Source organism: Anaerotignum sp., assembly GCF_017483025.1.
Taxonomy (GTDB): Bacteria; Bacillota; Clostridia; order Lachnospirales; family Anaerotignaceae; genus Anaerotignum_A.
The window spans coordinates 1-3,619 of the sequence record NZ_JAFUMA010000014.1 but is presented as its reverse complement, the minus strand read 5'-3'; the positions used below and the strand labels follow the sequence as shown (position 1 = coordinate 3,619).

Annotated in this window: 3 protein-coding genes; all 3 read left to right on the top strand. The window is 48.9% G+C overall.

Annotation, left to right across the window (positions count from 1 at the left end; translation table 11 throughout):
* The first annotated feature begins 27 nt into the window (after positions 1-27).
* Positions 28-750, top strand: coding sequence for a purine-nucleoside phosphorylase (gene deoD, locus IJ369_RS01460; RefSeq protein WP_290715171.1), 723 nt, complete (start codon positions 28-30; stop codon positions 748-750).
* Positions 751-1,031: 281 nt separating this feature from the next.
* Positions 1,032-2,213, top strand: a complete 1,182-nt coding sequence (locus tag IJ369_RS01455) for a coenzyme F420-0:L-glutamate ligase (RefSeq protein WP_290715169.1) — start codon at positions 1,032-1,034, stop codon at positions 2,211-2,213.
* A gap of 295 nt (positions 2,214-2,508) precedes the next feature.
* Positions 2,509-3,619, top strand: a 1,111-nt coding sequence (locus IJ369_RS01450; RefSeq protein WP_330612883.1) for a class I SAM-dependent methyltransferase, incomplete at its 3' end; no start/stop codon positions are given.

The window sequence follows — 3,619 nt, the reverse complement described above, 5'->3', positions numbered from 1 at the left end:
TTTTCTTTATATAAGGAGGCAAACATTATGGCAACACCTCATATCAACGCAAAAGACAACGATTTCGCAAAAACCGTACTGATGCCCGGCGACCCTCTGCGCGCAAAATTCATCGCTGAAACATTCCTGACAGACCCCGTGCAGGTAAACAGCGTGCGCGGCATCCTGGGTTATACAGGCACATACAAAGGCAAAAAAGTTTCCGTTATGGCCAGCGGCATGGGCTGCCCTTCCATCGGCATCTACAGCCATGAACTGTTCGCATTCTATGGCGTGGAAAATATCATCCGTGTTGGTTCCGCAGGCGCCATCACAGAAAAACTGAAACTGCGTGACATCGTAGCTGGTATCGGCTCCAACACAACATCCAACTATGCTTCTCAGTACCATATGCCCGGCACACTGGCACCCACAGCAGACTACACACTGCTTTCCACAGCAGTAGAATCTGCAAAGGAAATGGGCATCGATATGAAAGTCGGCAATCTGCTCTGCTCCGATGCTTTCTATAACGAAGGCGGCATGGCTGAATCCATCGAATGGGCAAAAATGGGCACAATGGCAGTTGAAATGGAATCCACAGCACTGTATCTGGAAGCGGCAAGACTGGGCAAACGCGCCCTGGCCATCGTAACTATTTCCGACCATCTGGTAACAGGCGAAGTGACAACAGCAGAAGAACGCCAGAACACATTCACACAGATGATGGAAGTCGCTCTGGAAACAGCAGTAAAAATGGACGATAAATAAGAATTTTTAAGCACTGCGGGCGGGTGCGTTCCCGCCCTCGCTTTTTTCAGCGTGGAATGTTCGGATTGTTTTGAAATTTGAGCATAATATTATGAAAGATATAAGATATTTTTATGGAGTACGCGCGGGATATTATTGACAAAGGCGCGGTTTTCTTGGTAAAATAATTGCGTCGGTGATCGAAAGGAATTTCATCACACAATGACTTAGAAATTTGCCATCGATCCCGCAATGCGGGATTTTTTTATGCAAAAATTGTATATATCAGGAGGTTTTACACTATGGCAGGCACAATTTCCAGAGGTATTAAAGCACCCATCATCCGCGAAGGCGATGATATCGTTAAAATCGTAGCAGATTCCGTTCTGGCAGCAGCAGAACAGGACGGCTTCAAGCTGCAGGAAAGAGACGTAGTTTGCGTTACAGAAGCAGTTGTTGCCCGTGCAGACGGTAACTATGCTTCCACAGAAGATATCGCTGCAGACGTAAAAGCAAAACTGGGCGGTGAAACTGTTGGTGTTGTATTCCCCATCCTCAGCAGAAACCGTTTCGCAATCTGCCTGAGAGGCATTGCAAAAGGCGCGAAGAAAGTAGTTCTGATGCTGAGCTATCCTTCCGACGAAGTTGGTAACCACCTGTTTGATATGGACGTACTGGATGACAGCGGCGTAAACCCTTACACAGACGTACTGTCTCTGGAAGACTACCGCAAAGCATTCGGCTACATCAAACACCCCTTCACAGGCGTTGACTATGTAGAATACTACAAAGGCCTGATCGAAGAAGAAGGCGCAGAAGCTGAAATCGTATTCGCAAACCATCCCGAAGCGATCGTAAAATTCACAAAGAACGTTCTGTGCTGCGACATCCACAACAGAGAAAGATCCAAACGTCGTATCCTGGCTAAGGGCGGCGAAAAGGTTCTGACACTGGCAGAAATCCTGAACGCACCCGTAAACGGCAGCGGCTACAACGCTGAATACGGCCTGCTGGGTTCCAATAAAGCAACAGAAAACACTGTAAAACTGTTCCCTAAGAACGCACAGGAAGTTGCTGAAAACATCCAGAAAGAAATCATCGCTCGTACAGGCGTAAAAGTAGAAGCTATGATCTATGGCGACGGCGCATTCAAAGATCCCGTTGGCAAGATCTGGGAACTGGCTGACCCCGTTGTTGGCGCTGGCTACACAGACGGTCTGATTGGTCTGCCCAACGAACTGAAACTGAAATATCTGGCAGATAACGATTTTGCTGATCTGAGCGGCGAAGCTCTGGCTGACGCCATCAAAGATGCTATCAAAGCAAAAGAAGCTGACCTGAAAGGCAACATGGCTTCCGAAGGCACAACACCCCGCCGTCTGACAGACCTGATCGGTTCCCTGTGCGACCTGACAAGCGGCTCCGGCGATAAGGGTACACCTATCGTTCTGGTTCAGAACTACTTCAATAACTACGCAATGTGATAATCAATGAGCTGTGCAAATCCGTGAGGGTTTGAACGATGGGAATGTATTCACATCGGGCAAACACTAAGGATTTATAGGGCGAACGCCCTCATGCGTAAGCCGAGCGAAGCGAGGATTACGAATAAGGCACAGCGATGATCGAGAATTATATGGACACTTTTACAGGGGGTATTTCTATCGCAAATACCCCCTGTTTTGCTATGCAAAACACCCCTAAATGCCCTTGCGGGGAGGTGGGGCAGAGCCCCACGGTCTTTATTTGCCTGCGGCGCTAAAAGAGGAAGGAGAAATTATGTTACCTATTGCAACATTGAAAAAAGGCGAAGGCCGCATGTTAAAAGCCGGCGGTCTTTGGGTATTCGACAACGAGATCGCTTCCGTTACCGATGATGCGGTGAACGGCGAGCTGATTTCCGTACAGGATTTTGACGGCTATCCCATGGGGACGGGCTTTTATAACAATAATTCCAAAATCACCATCCGTATGATGAGCAGAAATAAAGACGCTGTCATCGATGAGGATTTCCTGCGCGCCCGCGTGGAAGCGGCGTGGAACTACCGTAAGAGAACGGTGGATACTTCTTCCTGCCGTGTGATTTTCGGCGAAGCGGATTTCCTGCCCGGTCTGGTGGTGGATAAGTTTTCCGATGTGCTGGTGGTGCAGTCTCTGGCGCTGGGCATCGACCGCATGAAGGAAGATATTATCCGTCTGCTGATGGAAGCTATGGAAAAGGACGGTGTTTCCATCCGTGGTGTATATGAAAGAAGTGACGCCAAGGTGCGCAAACAGGAAGGCATGCTCCCCTGGAAGGGTTTCCTCAGCGAGCCTTTCGACACAAAGGTGCAGATCGTGGAAAATGGCGTAAAATACATCGTTGATGTGGAAGACGGTCAGAAAACAGGTTTCTTCCTGGATCAGAAATACAACCGCCTTTCCATCCACAAAATCTGTCAGGGCATGGATGTTCTGGATTGCTTCACCCACACAGGTTCTTTTGCCCTGAATGCAGGTATTGCCGGTGCGAAAAGCGTACTGGGCATCGACGCATCTCAGCTGGCGGTGGATCAGGCGACGGAAAATGCTCACCTGAACGGCCTGCAGGATGTGGTGAAATTCCAGTGCGAGGATGTATTCGAGCTGCTGCCCCGCCTGGAAGCGGAAGGCAGAAAATTCGATGTGATCATCCTTGACCCTCCCGCCTTTACAAAATCCAGAAATTCCGTGAAGAATGCGGTAAAAGGTTACAGAGAGATCAATCTGCGTGCCATGAAGCTGCTGAAGGACGGCGGATTCCTTGCCACATGCTCCTGCTCTCATTTTATGACTTATGAGTTATTTACACAGACCATCGGGCAGGCGGCGAAGAATGTACACAAACGCCTGAGACAGGTGGAATACAGAC